General features: G+C 38.9%; 17 protein-coding genes and 1 other RNA gene. 10 read left to right on the top strand and 8 right to left on the bottom strand.

What is annotated here, in order from left to right:
• Positions 1 to 255: 255 nt before the first annotated feature.
• Together PQ460_RS16015 and PQ460_RS16010 are read left to right on the top strand one after the other, a co-directional pair.
• Complete coding sequence (locus PQ460_RS16015) at positions 256 to 852, top strand: TetR/AcrR family transcriptional regulator (protein ID WP_273615602.1); 597 nt, start codon at positions 256 to 258, stop codon at positions 850 to 852.
• A gap of 28 nt (positions 853 to 880) precedes the next feature.
• Entirely contained in the window at positions 881 to 1,762 is an 882-nt protein-coding gene (locus tag PQ460_RS16010) for a DUF72 domain-containing protein (protein ID WP_274170431.1), read from the top strand.
• Between the two features lie 90 nt (positions 1,763 to 1,852).
• Here PQ460_RS16010 and PQ460_RS16005 read toward each other — a convergent pair whose 3' ends face one another.
• The 4 genes from PQ460_RS16005 to PQ460_RS15990 form a co-directional block, all read right to left on the bottom strand.
• Positions 1,853 to 3,220, bottom strand: coding sequence for an MATE family efflux transporter (locus PQ460_RS16005; protein ID WP_274170430.1), 1,368 nt, complete (start codon positions 3,218 to 3,220; stop codon positions 1,853 to 1,855).
• Positions 3,221 to 3,402: 182 nt separating this feature from the next.
• Complete coding sequence (locus PQ460_RS16000; RefSeq protein ID WP_273615605.1) at positions 3,403 to 4,575, bottom strand: putative glycoside hydrolase; 1,173 nt, start codon at positions 4,573 to 4,575, stop codon at positions 3,403 to 3,405.
• Positions 4,576 to 4,831: 256 nt separating this feature from the next.
• A complete protein-coding gene (locus tag PQ460_RS15995; protein ID WP_204824744.1) occupies positions 4,832 to 5,026 on the bottom strand; it encodes a hypothetical protein in 195 nt (64 codons plus the stop codon).
• 251 nt (positions 5,027 to 5,277) lie between these two features.
• Positions 5,278 to 6,099 (bottom strand): YitT family protein, encoded by an 822-nt coding sequence (locus tag PQ460_RS15990; RefSeq protein WP_373461949.1) that lies wholly within the window; start codon positions 6,097 to 6,099, stop codon positions 5,278 to 5,280.
• Positions 6,100 to 6,492: 393 nt separating this feature from the next.
• Here PQ460_RS15990 and PQ460_RS15985 point away from each other — a divergent pair, with 393 nt between their 5' ends.
• The 4 genes from PQ460_RS15985 to PQ460_RS15970 all read left to right on the top strand — a co-directional run bounded on the left by PQ460_RS15985 (position 6,493) and on the right by PQ460_RS15970 (position 10,063).
• Positions 6,493 to 8,076, top strand: a complete 1,584-nt coding sequence (locus PQ460_RS15985) for a degradosome RNA helicase CshA (RefSeq protein ID WP_273615606.1) — start codon at positions 6,493 to 6,495, stop codon at positions 8,074 to 8,076.
• Between the two features lie 208 nt (positions 8,077 to 8,284).
• Positions 8,285 to 9,151: a YesL family protein gene (locus tag PQ460_RS15980; RefSeq protein ID WP_274170429.1), complete on the top strand. Its 867-nt coding sequence runs from the start codon at positions 8,285 to 8,287 to the stop codon at positions 9,149 to 9,151.
• Positions 9,152 to 9,273: 122 nt separating this feature from the next.
• Positions 9,274 to 9,463, top strand: a non-coding RNA gene (gene ssrS / locus PQ460_RS15975) — 6S RNA.
• Positions 9,464 to 9,667: 204 nt separating this feature from the next.
• A complete protein-coding gene (locus PQ460_RS15970; RefSeq protein WP_069327075.1) occupies positions 9,668 to 10,063 on the top strand; it encodes a DUF1499 domain-containing protein in 396 nt (131 codons plus the stop codon).
• Between the two features lie 164 nt (positions 10,064 to 10,227).
• Here PQ460_RS15970 and tpx read toward each other — a convergent pair whose 3' ends face one another.
• The gene (tpx, locus tag PQ460_RS15965; RefSeq protein WP_274170428.1) at positions 10,228 to 10,746 is read right to left on the bottom strand and encodes a thiol peroxidase; all 519 of its coding nucleotides are present in this window, start codon (positions 10,744 to 10,746) and stop codon (positions 10,228 to 10,230) included.
• 121 nt (positions 10,747 to 10,867) lie between these two features.
• On the opposite strand from tpx, the gene PQ460_RS15960 reads away from it, so the two are divergent.
• Entirely contained in the window at positions 10,868 to 11,551 is a 684-nt protein-coding gene (locus PQ460_RS15960; RefSeq protein WP_274170427.1) for a rhomboid family intramembrane serine protease, read from the top strand.
• A 261-nt stretch (positions 11,552 to 11,812) separates the two neighbouring features.
• On the opposite strand, the gene PQ460_RS15955 is transcribed toward PQ460_RS15960, so the two are convergent.
• Both PQ460_RS15955 and PQ460_RS15950 read right to left on the bottom strand, forming a co-directional pair.
• Positions 11,813 to 12,496 (bottom strand): zinc metallopeptidase, encoded by a 684-nt coding sequence (locus PQ460_RS15955; protein ID WP_273615610.1) that lies wholly within the window; start codon positions 12,494 to 12,496, stop codon positions 11,813 to 11,815.
• 27 nt (positions 12,497 to 12,523) lie between these two features.
• Positions 12,524 to 12,958, bottom strand: coding sequence for a MerR family transcriptional regulator (locus PQ460_RS15950; RefSeq protein WP_204825033.1), 435 nt, complete (start codon positions 12,956 to 12,958; stop codon positions 12,524 to 12,526).
• A gap of 478 nt (positions 12,959 to 13,436) precedes the next feature.
• On the opposite strand from PQ460_RS15950, the gene PQ460_RS15945 reads away from it, so the two are divergent.
• From PQ460_RS15945 to PQ460_RS15935, 3 genes are read left to right on the top strand one after another with little or no spacing between them, the layout of a single operon-like run.
• A complete protein-coding gene (locus PQ460_RS15945; RefSeq protein WP_274170426.1) occupies positions 13,437 to 14,819 on the top strand; it encodes an ammonium transporter in 1,383 nt (460 codons plus the stop codon).
• 40 nt (positions 14,820 to 14,859) lie between these two features.
• Entirely contained in the window at positions 14,860 to 15,942 is a 1,083-nt protein-coding gene (locus PQ460_RS15940; protein ID WP_420540647.1) for a DUF294 nucleotidyltransferase-like domain-containing protein, read from the top strand.
• A complete protein-coding gene (locus PQ460_RS15935; RefSeq protein WP_274170425.1) occupies positions 15,939 to 16,676 on the top strand; it encodes an exonuclease domain-containing protein in 738 nt (245 codons plus the stop codon). The genes PQ460_RS15940 and PQ460_RS15935 overlap by 4 nt, the downstream gene beginning before the upstream one ends.
• Positions 16,677 to 16,702: 26 nt before the next feature.
• On the opposite strand, the gene PQ460_RS15930 is transcribed toward PQ460_RS15935, so the two are convergent.
• A complete protein-coding gene (locus PQ460_RS15930; protein ID WP_274170424.1) occupies positions 16,703 to 17,272 on the bottom strand; it encodes a M67 family metallopeptidase in 570 nt (189 codons plus the stop codon).
• Between the last annotated feature and the right edge of the window lie 8 nt (positions 17,273 to 17,280).

Raw genomic sequence — 17,280 nt, 5'->3', positions numbered from 1 at the left:
AATGTTTCAACCATTAACTTTAAAAAGCGTGCTAAATCTTACGTAATCTTCGGATTGCTAATATTTGCGCGCTTTTTATTTTGTTAAAAATTGTTTTTAGATATCACTTTTGTAAAAAATATGATAAGAAATGGTAAAAATTTTGAATTAAAGATTAGAAGTAACGGTTAAATTATTGTACTATAAGGGAGTAAGTCATTTATATCCTCACTCCGTAGGAACTGGAGAGACCAACTAGAAGGGGGCTACCATACATTGGCGAGAGAAAAAGGAGCAAAAGGAAGGGAGAGCCGTTTACGTTTGCTACACGCTGCTGCTAAACAATTTGCTATTCATGGTTTTCACGAAACGAAAGTGAGTTCTATTGTTGCAGAAGCCAAGCTTTCACAACCCGCATTTTATTTGTATTTTGAAAGTAAAGATGCTGTTTTTGAGGAGTTAGTGAAGCTTTTCCATGTTCGCTTGACGACAGTTATTAATGAAAGTCGTCTTCCTGAAATCAATTCAACCGATGGGGTATTGAACCAATTATGTCATACGTTGACATTAATGTTTGATTATTTTTATGCTAACCCTTATTTAACTCGGATAGGATTTCATTTGGCACCACAATCGCAAAATATGAAACAAGAACTGGTTCAATGGGTTGAGCAGATGTTATCGGGTGAACAACGTTCTGGACAATTCAAATCTGATTTTCGGATGAATATGGTCGCAGAATGTTTGGTAGGCACGATCGAACGTATTGTATTTACACAGCTTCTTCCTGGCAAAGTTGCACCAGAACAATTAGCATTAGATATTGTTAACTTATATGTATCAGGTATTGGAATGAAACAAAGCAAAGTGTAATCGATAGAGCTAGGAGGTTCATTTTCATATGATTACTGTCGGTTTAACCGGATGGGGAGATCATGATTCTCTTTATCTAACCAAAGAAGCAAATAAGAACAAATTACCTACTTATAGCTCACTATTCCGCACCGTAGAGGTAGATAGTTCATTTTATGCGATCCAGTCCCGGCGGAATATGGAAAAATGGACCGAGGAAACACCTGGTTCTTTTCGTTTTCTTGTAAAAGCTTTTCAGGGTATGACCGGGCATTCGCGTGGAAAGATTCCTTTTGATAGTGAAGCCGAAATGTTTGAAGCATTTCGCTTATCGATTAGTACGATGGATCAAGCGGGTAAATTGATGGCTGCACTATTTCAATTTCCACCCTGGTTCGATTGTAATCGAGAAAATGTCAAAACACTTCGACATATTCGTGAACTGATGGGAGATTACCCATGTGCGCTCGAATTTCGTCATCAAAGTTGGTACACGCCTGAAATGCGAGACAAAACGATCCAATTCATGCGCAAAGAAAACTGGATTCATAGTATCTGTGATGAACCACAAGCAGGAATTGGTTCTGTACCGATTGTAGAAGAAGTCACAGATCGTCAATTAACAGTCGTACGTATGCATGGCCGTAATGAATCAGGCTGGAATTCATCGGGTCAACCGAATTGGCGGGAAGTCCGTTATCTGTATCGCTATAATGAGGCAGAATTACAAGAATGGGCAGAACGCTTACAGCGATTAGAACAACAATCGGATGAAGTGTGTGTGATTTTCAATAATAATTCTGGTGGAGATGCAGCAGATAACGCCAGACAATTGATGGGCATGTTAGGACAAGAGATACCTACTATTCCAGAAGAAAAGAAAGTAGAAATGGAACAGATTGATCTTTTCGACTGGAGTGGACAAGAATAGAAAAGCGACATTTTCCCGATTGAGGAGAATGTCGCTTTTGTTTTTTTTGAGCGATGATTATTTGATATAAATATCAAGAATCACTTAATGCTATTTAGATTCAGAAGGTACAAAATGTATAGCTTGTCGTTGTACCCATAGTAAACGAGACAGCAATGTGATCGCGCCTACTGCAAGTCCTGTACTGAGACCAATCCAATACCCAAAAGCAGCATAATCGGTATAATTAGCAATCAGATAACCGACAGGTAATCCTATAATCCAGTATGAGATAAAGGTTAAAACGAAAGCAGGATTTACATCTTTGTATCCTCGGAGTGCTCCCTGTACAGGCGTAGCAATAGCATCTGATATTTGATAAAAAGCAGCATAAATCATAAAATGAGCTATTAGATCAATCAATACAGGATCAGAAGAGTAAAGCGCTGATACCGATTGACGAAATGCAAGCAGAATCACAGCAGTACATAATGACAAAGCAAGCGCTAAGCCAAGACCAAGCTTTGTATATTGCCTCGCATCTTTCAGGCGCTTAGCACCGACCTCGTAACCGACTAAAATCGTTAACGCTGTACAAATACTTAACGGTATCATATAAAGGGTTGCAGCAAAGTTCTGAGCCGCCTGATGAGCTGCAATCGTCATCGTATCGTAGTTGCTCATAAATAAAGTGACTCCAGCAAAAATAGCGACTTCAAAAAAGATGGCAAAGCCCATCGGAATACCTAATTTTAAAATTTCGCCCCATTTTTGCAAAGAAGGGGAATGCCACCTACTAAACAACTGATCTTGGCGAAAAGGTTTTGCGATACGTATAACGAGTACGGCGATCAAAAATACACACCAGTAAGTGATCGCAGATGCTACACCAGCTCCGATTCCGCCTAACTTAGGGAATCCAAATTTACCGAAAATTAATAAATAATTAATCGCGACATTGATCGGTAACGCACATAATGTAATCATCATTGAAAATCGTGTTTGCCCTAGAGCATCGATATAACTTCGCAGCACCGTGTAAGCAAATAAAGGAATAATCCCTGTGGATAAACATACAATAAAACCATGAGCCACTTCACGTACATAAGGTTCTAGACTCATCAGATCCAGAATTGGATTTAATAACAATCCACCGATAATTAGAATGACAATGGATACAACAACTGATAATAACAAAGCTTGCACTACATTAAAGCTGATTTTGGATCGTTGATTCGAACCGATCAATTGTGACACAATCGGCGTCACTGCTACTAGAATGCCACTAAGCCCCGCTTGAATCGGAACCCACAGACTCGATCCTATCGCGACACCAGCCAAATCTTCTGCACTGGCATGACCGGACATATTCGTATCGAAAAAAGTCATTAAAGATAAAGCAATCTGGGTAATCAGAATAGGAAATAATATTTTCAAAAACTGACTGAACTTCTGCAACAATGTAACAGTAGGGATCATAGACTAACCTCATTTACGATAATTAATTATGTGTATTTGAACGAACTTTCAGATAAGTCCATTAAAAAATGATTGTACAAGATATCATTTCTTTTGGATAGACAAAAAAAGAACCCGGACAATGATCCGGGTTCTTACTGATCCATAACGTATGCTCTATTATATAAAGCACAGATTAAAGATTAATAATTAGCATTAGCGGTATAACGGTTACCGGCATTCCATAATAGATACTCGTCGATTCCTTTTTCATGCATTGCACGAATCTGGTCATTGACTTCTTTTGCACCGTATTGTGTATAATGACCGCTACCTAACCAGCTTGCTGTAAAGTCTTGAATCCATGGACGGATAATAGGCGTCTGATCACCAAGTGGTTTCAGCTTTTTCAATGTATCTTCCATAGAACCTTTAATCGTTGCATATGGGTTTTTGTCAGGATCTTTTACACCGAACCAACCTGTAGAATAATGACTTGGATAGACCATTGGACTAATAACATCTACATTTTCTGAAATTTTGGCAAAATCTTGTCCGATACCTTCAGCAGCAGGTACAGAAGCCGCATAACCGAAAATATCTACAGATACACGTACACCCAAAGGAGCAAGCTCTTTACGAGCATATTGTACAAATTCAGCAATCACATCTACACGCGATTGTTTGGTTTTGGTAAATTTCAACTCGGATTCATGATTTTCGAATCCTTCCGGGAAACGAACATAATCAAATTGGATTTCTTTGAAGCCCATTGCTGCTGCTTCTTTAGCCAATTCAATATTGTAATCCCATACATCTTTGTTATATGGATTTACGAAGTTGTCACCTTTACCATTACTCCATACTTGTCCATTGCTTTTAACAAAAGAAAGTTCAGGATGTTTTTTGGCAAGGATAGAGTCTTTGAATACTACGATACGAGCAATAGGATAAACATCATGTTTTTTTAAGCGTTTCATCATAGCGTCTGGATCAGCGATAAATTTTTGCGGACTGCCCATTTCTTTTAACTTGGCATTTTTAGTTTGATACGTTATGTATCCAGCGTCATCTTTTAGATCAATAACCATAGCATTTAGCTCTGTTTTATCCAAAAGATCAAGCAGGGTAGTCATACGCGAACCACCAGCACTATAAGCAGTAACATAGACACCTTTTACTTTAGGCGCATCTACTTGCGGATCAATTTTGGCAGGAGGATTATCTGCATCTACCTCTGTGTTACTTAATTGACTGTGAATTGCCGCCTGGTTCAAAGCGGATTTAAGCGTAGTGGACTTAGCTGTAGCTTGTCCATCTTGTCCACCACTAAGCGTTGTCGATGCGAGCAGCATAATTGCCCATAAAATTTCCATGTGTTAGCTCCTTCTCTGTATGTATAATCATGACGTCAGAATGGATTTACTTTTTAAGTATAACGGATGTCCATCAACTGTAAAGCAACATAATTGTTACCGTTAGTGCCTAAAAATACCCATCTTCACTATTTAAACATGTAAAACCATAGCGAAACAAGTGAATGACCAATATAAGTATACAACATAAAAATGCCACTGCAATCATCTATAAAAGATGTAACAGTGACATTTTTAATATCGTTATCAATTAATCTTATTGCATGAATTGCTGGCTTTGATTTTCGCAAATACTGTGGTGGATAATTTCCATAGCATCCTCTGGTTCCAAAATACGCAACCCATCACGTAAAACGATAACAGCGTTCAATTCTTGCTGTTTTAGGGAAGGCATCATATCAGGAAACCATTTCATGACGATTTGTGACAATTTGACCGTTTCCATTTCCACAATAATCACCCTTTCCTATTCTGGAATCATTACGCTTAATGAACGAAATCATTCTGATGAGAACTTTAGGAAAAGCATGGCTGTGTAACAAATGTTAGGGACTGAACACAAACTGCAAATAATAAAAAGTAGAGGTGGCGTGTTTTTAGTCTACTATATATTACGACAAAAAGCGACTTTCAGTGTATAGCAAAACCAAAATAGTTTACATTTTTCGAATAAAACTTTTATACAGATCTAATCAATCCCAATTAGCCTTTGCGGAAAGATCCCATAACCCCAACGGTTTCGACCATATTAACAAAAGCAGCAGGATCGGTTTCTTTAATAATTCTGCGCAATTCAGCTAATTCATAACGTGTCGTTACTGTCATCAGCATATCTTTGGGCGTATGAGAAAATGCACCTTCTGCTTTGATCATAGTTACACCGCGTTGAAGAGGCATTAATTTTTCAAGCAACAAATCAGTATGGTTCGATACGATAAATAGCGTTACTTTGACATGACTGACATGAATAAGATCAAGCACTTTACCAGCAATGTAGATCGATACCATTGAAGCAAGAGCGATATTCCAGTCATTAGACCAGTAACCCATCGCAAGTACAACGAGACCATTTAATCCAACAATAACATTGCCAACAGGGAAATCACGATAACGAGTAATGATAGAACCCAGAATATCGAATCCACCGGAAGAACCGCCTACCCGGAACGAAATACCAACTCCTATTCCGATCAATACACCACCAAATACAGCAGATAATAATAAATCGGGTGCTGCGGCCTCAACAGGAATAATAGTCATCATCCATGTGGTAGCTGCAACAGAAACGATACTAAGTAAAATATAGCGTTTGCCTAGCAAAAACCAACCCGCGATCAAAAGAGGTATATTGTATACAAAGTAAAGCAGACTAATATTAAGCGGTGTAAAATAACCGGTTAACATAGCAAGTCCTGATACACCACCACTTAATAATTGATGGGGAATCAGGAACAGGTTAAACGCAGCAGCTGTGAATAAGGAGCCCAGAAAAACAACAAATAGGGCACCGATTTTTTTTGACACAAAAATCACCTCGGGTTGTAAGTTAGTAAGTTATGGAAAGTATACCTGTTAATTTATAAGAAGCATCTTTCACAAAAGTAATTATATTATGATTCAGCTAGTAATCATTGTGTATTTTGTGATATAATGATTTAGATATTCTTGAGTAGGGATGTTTTGCTGAATTATGTTGACTATTCTATAAACGCAAGACTGATTTATTTCATCATAGAAACTATTGAACAAAGGTATAGTTTATACTAACTCCTGAATTATTCAATAGTTCATAACAAAAAAAAGAATAAGTGGCGGTCCACAAGGCCTCCTGCGATGCAGGTATATACTACTCATTTGCTACTTAAGAATACAAACAAGTTGGTGGATTGTCCACAATATAGAAGGAGCACGAATATTTTGACTAAATTTGCAGATTTCGGGTTAGATGAAAAAGTACTACAAGCGGTAATGGAGCTAGGTTTTGAAGAATCAACACCTATCCAAGCACAAGCTATTCCAATTGCTATGAGCGGCAGTGACATGATCGGACAAGCTCAAACAGGTACAGGTAAAACAGCAGCATTCGGCATCCCCCTTATTAACAAGATCGAACGTTCGGAAGATAAAATTGTAGCATTGATTATGGCACCAACTCGTGAGTTGGCGATCCAAGTAGCAGAAGAAATCGAGAAATTATCCCGCTTTAAAGGTATCCGTTCATTGCCAATCTACGGTGGACAAGATATCGTTCGTCAGATCCGCGCTTTGAAAAAGAAACCTCAAATTATTATCGGTACACCTGGTCGCTTGCTTGACCATATCAACCGTAAAACAATCAAACTAGACGATGTACAAACTGTAGTATTGGATGAAGCAGATGAAATGCTTGATATGGGTTTCATGGAAGATATCCAATCTATTTTGAAACAAGTTCCAGAAGAGCGTCAAACAATGTTGTTCTCAGCAACTATGCCTGCTAACATCAAGCGTTTAGCGCAACAATTCTTGAAAAACCCTCAACATGTTTCTGTAATTCCAAAACACGTTAGCGCACCTTTGATTGATCAATCTTATATCGAAGTGAATGAGCGTCAAAAATTTGATGCATTGTCTCGCTTGTTAGATATGGAATCTCCAGAGCTAGCAATCGTTTTCGGACGTACAAAACGTCGTGTTGATGAGTTAGCAGAAGCTTTGCAAAAACGTGGCTATACAGCAGACGGTTTGCATGGTGACTTGTCTCAGAACCAACGTGATAGCGTTATGCGTAAATTCCGTGATGGTAGTATTGATGTTCTAGTTGCTACAGACGTAGCAGCACGTGGACTTGATGTATCTGGCGTAACTCATGTTGTTAACTTTGACTTGCCACAAGATCCAGAAAGTTATGTTCACCGTATCGGTCGTACAGGACGTGCTGGTAAAGAAGGCGCAGCTTACTCTTTCGTAACACCACGCGAATTAGATCATTTGCACTTTATCGAGCGTGTAACGAACCAAAAAATCGCGCGTAAACCTCTACCATCTTTGGCAGAAGCGATTGAAGGTAAACAACGTATTACAGCTGAGCGCTTGCTTGAGCTAGTACAAGACGATACAACTCCTTTGAACGAATACAAAGGTATTGCTATCCAATTGTTAGAACAATATGATTCTGTGAACTTGCTTTCAGCAGCAATCAAATTGTTAACTGGTGAGAAAAAAGACGCACAGGTTGACTTGACTCCTGAAGATCCAATTCGTGCAAAACGTCGTAAACCTGATGTTCGCTCTGGTGGACGTAAACCAGGCGGTAGCTATAACCGTGGTGGAAGTAGCACAGGCGGATACAAAGGCAACAGCAGCAGTGGCGGACGCGGTGGATACAGCAGCGGCGGAAGTTCTAGCGGTGGCGGATACAAAGGTAACAAAGATGCTGGACGTGATCGTAACAAACCACGTACAACTAGCAGCGAAAACCGTCGTCCAGCTCCAAAACGTGACGATTCTTTCAACGCATAATTAAAATAAATACAATATAGATAAGAGAGTCAGGTCTAATCGCCTGGCTTTCTTTTTTTGTTTTACAAGAAGGACAAACTTTCAATTCTCGTACATACTTAATAGGCACTGGTATTATAATGAAGAGTTAGGTATATTTAATATATGTAGGTTCAGAGAAAATAGGCATAGAACCAAATGCTGATGCAGACGTGAGGGGGAAATTGATTTGGAATTTAGAGGGGTAATGGGTGGAATATACAGGCTATCCGAGTGGATTATGCGCTTGGCAGGTAGCAACCTATTATGGGTAATTTGTTCTTCACCATTTTTGTTTTTTCTAGTCATGCGATTTATTTTCGGGCAACCAGGGTTTACGGCTAATGATATTCTGCAAGCCAATTGGGGAATGGGCATTATGGCACCGTTCACTTTATTTCCAGCTACAGCGGCTCTGTTTACCGTTGTTCGTAAATGGGTGATGGGTGAAGGGGATGTATCTGTTTTTAAAACGTACTTTAGAGGATATAAAGAAAATTATAAACAAAGTATGCTAGGCGGATTCTTCTATACTTTATTGTTTATTATTATGTATGTCGATTATACCGTCTATATGAACCAATTCCCGAATCTTCAACTGCTTGGAATTGTGATGTTAATTTTCTTGTTAGTATTATTTGTATCATTGTTTAATTTCTTTGCGATGATTGCTCATTATCATATGAAATTAAAAGATATTATCAAAAATGCAATTTTACTATCTATCGTTAGACCATTTCGCTTATTCTCTACATTACTAGGGACAGTAGCGTTGTTGTTTATCGGCACAAAGTATCCGGTATTGTTTGTATTCTTTTTAGCTTCAGGTATCGCCTGGTTCGCTTTCTTTAACTTCTATGGCATGTTCCTCAAAATGCAAGAACAGTCTGAGAAGCAAGCACTAGCAGATGAAGAAAAAGAATTAAAAGCAGACGAACAATTAGCGATTGGAGATCAGTCTCCTAACGAACAAGCGCAACAGATCAATGTTGAAAAACAGCCTACTTCAATGAACGAGAACGTCAAAAAAAGTTTGACCAAAAATAAAGAACGTTAACATAGCGAAAACAATACACGGATTATCTATCGATTTCCCTCTGTATTATGGTATAAAAATAGGTATCAGGAAAAAATTGGTGTAAAGGTTTACATTTCTCGCTACCAGGTTTATAATGAATTTACATCCTGCAATGTACGTTTTGATTATCTGTTGTTTTGAACCAATAACAATGTCTTGGGAGATTCAAATTGAACTGTAGCTGACCAGCCCTATCCATTGGATGCGGGGACTTCAAAAACAGTTTTGCGATCACCCACCTGCTACGCAGGTTCGAAGACAATGTAATCAGACGGCATATGCGGGACTTTTTAGTAGATTCATCAGTAAGCAAGAAGTTGGTGTAGTGTGAATGATCGAAACATTGAATACGAGAGCGCTCTAGCTACAGTTCTGGATCAGAATTGATAGAATAGGGCGTTTTTCGTGTGCGCTTACATAATATTAGTTTTATTATTCATATACTAATGATACACTTAGAATAAGGTAGGCTTTACATGTAAAGGAGGAAAAATCTTGTCGTTAAAAAGAACATTAGTGGGGATTATACGTAGCCAAGAAGGAACTGGCGATCGTGCCAAAGATCCTCAAATGAAAACAAGATATTACAATCTATCCCGCGAAAGAGCATGGGAAGAGGTTTCTTCAACACTCAAAAAAATTCCGGGTTATAAAGTATTACATGAGGTTCCAAGTGTAGGCGAAATTATACTGGAGAAAAAAACAGGTTTTGGACGCACAATGGATATTACGGTATCGATTGTATCGGTAAGCCCTGTGCGTAGTGCGATCGATATTTATTCAGCTTCTCGTGGATCATTAGGTGATCTGGGAGCGAATTATCGCAACATCCTGAATCTTTTTGGTTCTTTGGATAAAAAACTAGCACAATACAAAACAACCAGTACTTAATGAAGCCAGATGCTTCATACATACGTATTTGGTATACTATTTAGAAAGAAGCTTCCTACTCACATATGATGTGAAAAGGAAGCTTCTTTTTTTTGGAACGTTACCAAGATTGTATCGTAATACTAAGAATGAGCACTTTTAGCGTACAACCTATCATAATCATACTATAGTAGATTTTTTACAGCTTCAACAGCTTGATCATAGTCTGGATGTTCTGCCATTTCTGGTAAATATTCAACGTATTGAATAACATCATTTTGATCAATCACAAAAATAGAACGCATATCGATCACAAATTCTTTAATCAATACACCATAGTCTTTACCAAATGAATTATCACGATAATCGGATAATGTGATCACTCGATCTACTCCAGCGGCACCGCACCAGCGTGCTTGAGCAAATGGAAGATCAGCACTGATGGTCAGCACAATTACATCGTCACCAAGTTCAGAAGCAGCTTCATTAAAACGACGTGTCTGTGCATCACATACACCTGTATCCAAAGAAGGAACAACACTGATTAGTTTTACTTTACCTGTATAATCGCTAAGTGTGGATTGTTCAAGTAGATTTTTACTAAGATTGAAGTCAGGCGCTTGATCGCCTACTTTAAGTTCAGGCCCAATAAGTGTAATAGGATTTCCTTTGAAAGTAGCTACACCTGTACGTTCTTGTACCATATCATATTGCCTCCTTATTCATTGCTATCTTTTCGCAATCGTAACCAGAATTCATTATAATAGAGTAAAGGTAATAAATCAAAAATGAGATTCACTACTATATTCAGTAAAGGAAGATCTTATGTTATTTGTCCGTTATGAGAATTGGAAAAGTTTTTTACGGTATTATCCAGTCACTTCGTTGATTTTATTGATCAATCTGGCAGTGTTTATCTTTTTAAGCTTTAACGGTGGTTCTACGAATCCACAGACGCTAGCCGATTATGGTGCTGTCACAAATGTACCTATGTATGATCAATGGTGGAGAGTCATTACAGCTATATTTTTGCATAATGGATTCAGTCATTTGTTATCTAATAGCTTTGGACTGATTGTATTTGCGCCTCCATTAGAACGTTTAATTGGAAGCTGGCGTTATGTGGTTCTATATATGGCGAGTGGTATTATCGGAAATGTAATCAGTTTGGAATTATATCAACAATCCGGTAATAGTGTGGTAGCTGTTGGTGCTTCAGGAGCAATCTATGGCATCTATGGAGCATTTTTGTATATAGCGTTGTTCCAGCGTCAGATTATGGATGAGGCTTCTCGTAAGACGATGTACACGATTTTGGTACTGGGGCTTATTTTCACCTTTGTTGTTCCTGGTATCGGCATCTGGGCGCATGTAGGTGGGTTAATAGCAGGATTCTTTATTTACGGATTGATGTTGAGATTAACTGGCTTGCGAGGAAGATGGAGACGTCTAGCAGAAGCGTATGCCAAATCACTGTCTGAACAAGAAAATCAGAACAAGATTGAATAATGTTTAATAATATCTGCACAATGGATAGATATAACATTCGCTAAGTTGTAGATACAGGCGTAAGAAATGTGAAAATCAATAAAGTGTACTGTTGTTTATAATAAGGTTGAATAAAATATACAATTTATACAGATATAATTAACTAACAATATTAAAAAATAAAATAAGAAATAAGAAAAACCACTTTTGTATAAACAAAAGTGGTTTTTTTTGAATCGATTTGCGATTTTTTATGATTCGTATGATCACGTTATTGTTATATTAGTCGCGGTTACCAGCGAACATAAATACAAGACGTAACAATTCAAGTACAGATAGCAATGCAGTAGCTACGTACGTAAGAGCAGCAGCATTCAATACTTTACCAACACTACGTTCTTCTTCGTTAGTCACATAACCTTCAGCAACCATAATATCTCTTGCACGATTACTAGCGTTAAACTCAACAGGCAAAGTGACCAATTGGAATACAACAGCAGCCGAGAAGAAGATAATACCAAGTCCCAAAAGACTAAATGAACTGAAAATAGCACCTGCAATAATTAAGAATGGTGCGATACCGGATGTGAAATTAACAACCGGGAAGATACGGTGACGAAGTGCAAGCATCGGATAATGCGTTTTGTGTTGAATCGCATGACCAATCTCGTGACAAGCTACAGATACAGCCGAAATACTGTTTTGGTAATATACATCTTCTGAAAGACGTACCACCCGATGAATAGGATCATAATGGTCGCTTAGCGAGCCACGTACAACTTCGATACGAACATCTTGTAGACCGTTACTATCTAACATATGACGAGCTGCTTCATAACCGGTAAGACCGCGTGCATTGGGTACTTGAGAATATTTCTTAAATGTACCTTTAACTCTAAATTGTGCCCATATGGTTAATCCAAATGCAAGAATAATTAAGATCCAAAAGAAAGCATTAATACTCATTTCTCATTCCTCCATAGTATAGACAAATTACATCATGCCTGAACTTTGACCTAGCAGGAATTTTAACGCCTCGATACAGGCGGCACTTTGAGGAATCAGATTAACAAATGCACGTTTGGCTTGATTAGGCTTCATTTGCGAAAGTAAAGGTTCGAGTTCACGTACTTCACGCTGTAATTGAAGCATGTGTTGTTCCAACTCGGTAAGTCGCTGCGTAACCTGTTCTTCGTCTGAAACCCGATCCCAGGCGTGCAATTTATCTCTAATTTCATCAAGAGTGTATTTATCCTGCTTTAACTTTGTTATACGTTCCAAGCGTGTTAAGGTTTCAAAACTATAGAGCCTATAGTTTTTTAAGGAACGACTTTCTGGTTGTATTAATCCGAGCTTTGTATAGTAATCTACTGTTCGCTCACTAATACCGGCAGTCTTGGCTAATTCGCCAATCCGGTAAAGCTTCATATCCCCAAGGTATCCACCCCCATTTATAGTCATGATCAAAACAGGATCCCTTGAGTTTGCATCCTGTTTGTTTATATTACAGGAATACAAACGTTACAGTCAAACCATACAGTTTCACGTTATGCTTACTTTTACATATTCTGTAATTATTGATTAGGTACCTTATCAATGAGTATAACCATTGTCCCTTAAATTTAGATGAAAATGATCTGAATACTATATAAGTACTATAAATAAAGGCATTGAAAATAAATATTAAAAAGATCATCACAACTAGCATCTAAACAGCTCAAAAGCTTGATGAATATAGACTTTGACGATGTTAAACGGTGAAGAATTAAAGAATCTATAGATGTAACAAAAAAAGTATTTTCAAAAATTGAAAATTAACTCTTGTCATTCTTTCATTATTCTGATTATAATGACATTAAGGATTTCACGACATGTGAAGTAATATTACATAAGGAGAGTGGGTTATATGAGAAAAAAATGGGCCGTTATGGGGTTAGCGGCATCAACCCTTCTTGCTTTTCCATTAAGTGCTTTTGCAGCAGCTGAGGTAACAACAGCTGAAGTATCCACAGGGTTAAACACATTCTTCGTGTTCCTTGCGTTCGCACTGGTGTTATTCATGCAAGCTGGTTTTGCACTGTTAGAAGCAGGTTCAGTCCGTATGAAAAATGCTGGACACGTTGCAGGTAAAACAATTCTTACACTGGGTATTGCACTAATTGCTTTCTGGGCTTTTGGATTCGGTCTTGGATTTGGTAATGGTAATGGATTTTTCGGTTATGAAGGATTTTTCTTAAGTGGTGAAGGAATGATGGGATCCTTTGATGCACTATCTGGACTCGGTATTCCGATCTCGATGATGTTCCTTTTCCATCTTGCCTTTGCAGCAGTATCTTTGTCAATTGCTTTTGGCGGATTTGCTGAACGTGCGAAGTTGAGTGTGTATATTATCTTCGGTATTTTGTTTACCGTTATTATTTACCCGATCGTTGCTCACTGGGTATGGGGCGGCGGATGGTTAGGCGCTATGGAAATGCAGGATTATGCAGGTTCTACTGTTGTCCATTTGACAGGTGCAACAGCAGGTCTAGCCGCTACATTAATGCTTAAACCACGTCTTGGTAAATACAATAAAGATGGTAAGCCTAACATTATTCCAGGTCATAACCAAATTTATTCTGTAGTCGGAGTATTTATTCTCTGGTTCGGATGGATGGGCTTTAACCCGGGTAGTGCGTTATCTACATTAAATGATGGATTCTTCACTTATGTTGCGCTAACGACTAACCTTGCAGCAGCAGCGGGTGGTGTAGCCGCTCTATTGATCTCATGGGTTGTTTTTGGTAAAGCAGATATTCCAAGTATGTTAAATGGTGTACTGGCTGCACTTGTAGCAATTACTGGTTCTTGTGCTTTTGTCGAAGTATGGGCAGCGATCGTTATTGGTCTGGTAGCTGGTATTGTTACCTTCTTTACATCACAATGGTTTGAAAAAGCAGGAATCGATGATCCAATCTACGCATTCTCTGTACATGGTATTGCAGGGATGTGGGGAGCTATATCTACTGGATTCTTCGCTACACCAGAATTAGTAGAAAAAACAGGCGTAGGTTCGCCAGGATTGTTCTACGGTGGTGGATTCCATCAGTTGGGTGTTCAGTTGTTAGGTATGATCGGTACATTTATCTTTGTTCTAGTGATCTCTCTTCTTATCTTATGGGTGATGAAGTCGATCAACGGTATCCGTGTTACTGAAGAAGAAGAAATGATGGGCTTGGATATTAGTGAGCATGGTTCTTATGGTTATCCTGAGCAAATGAGAGCATTAGGCGAAGACGCGCGTAAATAACGCTCTTTTCTCCAACATCATGAAGAAAGAGCAGTAGGGGATGAAGCTGATGAATGAACATTCTTTTGATCTTCCCTTGCGCGATCTTGCCGATGCTGATACTCCGCAATTATTGAAAGAAAAGCGCATATCGATGCAGACCGAACTGTATCAAGCTTTGCCTGATAGCGATACACGCCAATGGGTGAAGCAGGTCAATGAAATGCACGATCATGTGATGCAACAGGCAGTTATCATTTGTGAAAAACAATTGAGTGAGGCGGGCTACGGTCCGCCTCCTGTTGCATATTCTTTTATTGTTTTCGGTAGCGCAGGGAGATTGGAATCCACATTGTGGAGTGATCAAGATAACGGATTGATCATAAGTGATGAACCTCATGAGGGCAAAGAGACTTATTTTAAGCAATTTGGAATTGTACTTGCCGATATATTAGAAGCTATAGGGTATGAGAAATGTCAGGGTAAAGTTATGTGTTCTGAACCGATGTGGCGCAAAACACTAACCGATTGGCGTACGCAATTGAATAGTTGGCGTAATGATCTGAGCTGGGAACCTGTTCGCAATTGGATTATCGCTTCGGATATGCGTCATATGGCAGGCGATGCAGAACTTTCAGCGGCATGGTTAGATACATTATATAGCGGTGTGAAAGAAACACCACAGTTGCCTGCGGCGGTACTTCGCAATACGGTTCGCCACAAAGCTACACTTAATGTATTAGGTCAGGTGGTCGCAGAACGATTTGGAGAACATGCAGGTGATTTTGATGTGAAATATGGTATTTATATTCCACTGGTGAATGCATCACGTTATCTGGCGTTACAGCATGGTATCTATGAATCGTCTACATTGAAGCGATTAGAGCGATTAATTCAATTAGAAGCGGCTACGTTATCATTGCTTGAAATGATGCAAGAAGCTTTCTTGACAGCACTTCGCATGCGTAATTCAACGCCTGTACAAATAGTCGATGGATTGTATATTAGTACTGGATTTATGCCCCAAAAAGATTGGAAACAACGACCGTTTTTTCATGAGCTTCGAGATAGTCTGGGAACGGTTAAAAAAGCACATCGTGTGCTTCAACGGCAATTACGCTTTTTAGAAAGGAGACGCTTATGAAAGAGCCAGTGAAAACAGCGAACAATGGTTTTTGGAGAAGTCTGCGTAGTGGTGGGGTTCCATCTGCTATTGCTTCCGTATTCGGTGCACCTTCTGCACAGCAAATGGCATTTATAAGATCTCTTTCTCGTGAACAGCGTCGCCCTGAAGTATTGTATATGCCACTCAACAAGCTAGAAACCGTCGTTTTCGATTTGGAGACGACGGGATTTCATGCGCAACATGGAGATGAAATATTATCGTTTGGAGCGGTCAAAATGATCGGTGACCAAGTGACAGACGAACACTTTTATACTTTGGTCAATGCCAAAACAAATGTACCTGAGAATATTACAGAACTTACTGGTATTACCCAGGAAATGATTGAAGGAGCACCATCGTTGATAGATGGTTTGCATGATTTTATGGCTTTTGTCGGGAGATCGGTATTGATCGCTCATGGTACAGGTCATGATAAAGCATTTCTAAATGCAGCATTGTGGAAAACATCCAAAATTCAATTAACACATCGAATACTGGATACCATGATGATTGGTAAATGGCTCAAGCCTTCACTTGGTAGTTACGGATTAGATGAATTATTGGAAGAAGCACGGATTCCAATTACACTTCGCCATCATGCACTAGAAGATGCCAAAATGACGGCATCGTTATGGGGAGAGTATCTTCGTCTAATGCGTCACAAACAGGTGGATACACTTGAAGATTTATATGCTTATTTAAGTAATTTTTAAGATTGATTTCAAAAAGTCAGTATGATTTAAAATAATTGTAATGTAGAAGATTGCAATGTATACCAAGGCAGTTGGGATGTATTGGTATCTGTTAGCGGAGTAGGGATTACAGAATAACCTGCTATCGCAAAAGGTTGCGTATGCTCAGGATATACGTCGTCTGAATGATGTTGATGCAGATTCGATATCCATTGCTGATTCAGCCCTTGTCTATGATCTACCCAGGAAGTAGAGGGTGATCCTATCAGATAGATAGGAGTCAAAGCACCAAATGACTGTAATTGATGAAGATCGGTTGACGAAGGAATTGGAGCTGACAAAGGGTGAGAGTGGAAAATGCCGATCAGATCAGACTCTTGATAACAACATTGAACCCATTCAATAGGGTCAAAAAGGAAGTGGTGCAGCGGGTCAGGTGCAACGTTGCGTAACTTCCGATAGGATTCGATGCGCATACCGCCCGCTGCTTTTCTACCGAGCAACACCCCGCAGACTTCTGAGGATAGAGAGCTATTCATATGGTCGGTCAGTAGCTGTAGGGCTGTTGGACGAATAAAAATGGTAGTTTCTCTATCAGTGCACAGCAGGTCTGCCATTGTATTTA

The sequence above is a fragment of the Paenibacillus sp. KACC 21273 genome (genome assembly GCF_028736095.1).
In the GTDB taxonomy this organism is placed as follows: domain Bacteria; phylum Bacillota; class Bacilli; order Paenibacillales; family Paenibacillaceae; genus Saccharibacillus; species Saccharibacillus kyungheensis.
The sequence above is the reverse complement of the archived record's forward strand: the minus strand, read 5'-3'. Positions and strand labels throughout refer to the sequence as shown.